Genomic DNA, 212 nt, shown 5'->3' on the forward strand with positions numbered 1-212 from the left:
CACTCTGTGCATCATCGCAACATGAATACATAGTGTTGCGAGGCGAACCTGGGGAACTGAAACATCTAAGTACCCAGAGGAAAAGAAATCAACCGAGATTCCCCCAGTAGCGGCGAGCGAACGGGGAGCAGCCCAGAACCTGAATCAGCTGGTGTGTTAGTGGAAGCGTCTGGAAAGTCGCAGGGTACAGGGTGATACTCCCGTACACAAAA

Annotated in this window: 1 rRNA gene; it reads left to right on the forward strand. The window is 51.9% G+C overall.

Annotated features, from left to right (window positions below):
• Nucleotides 1-212, forward strand: a 23S ribosomal RNA gene (locus F3J38_RS27920); the annotation flags it as partial.

Source organism: Candidatus Pantoea formicae, assembly GCF_011752625.1.
Classification (GTDB): Bacteria; Pseudomonadota; Gammaproteobacteria; order Enterobacterales; family Enterobacteriaceae; genus Pantoea; species Pantoea formicae.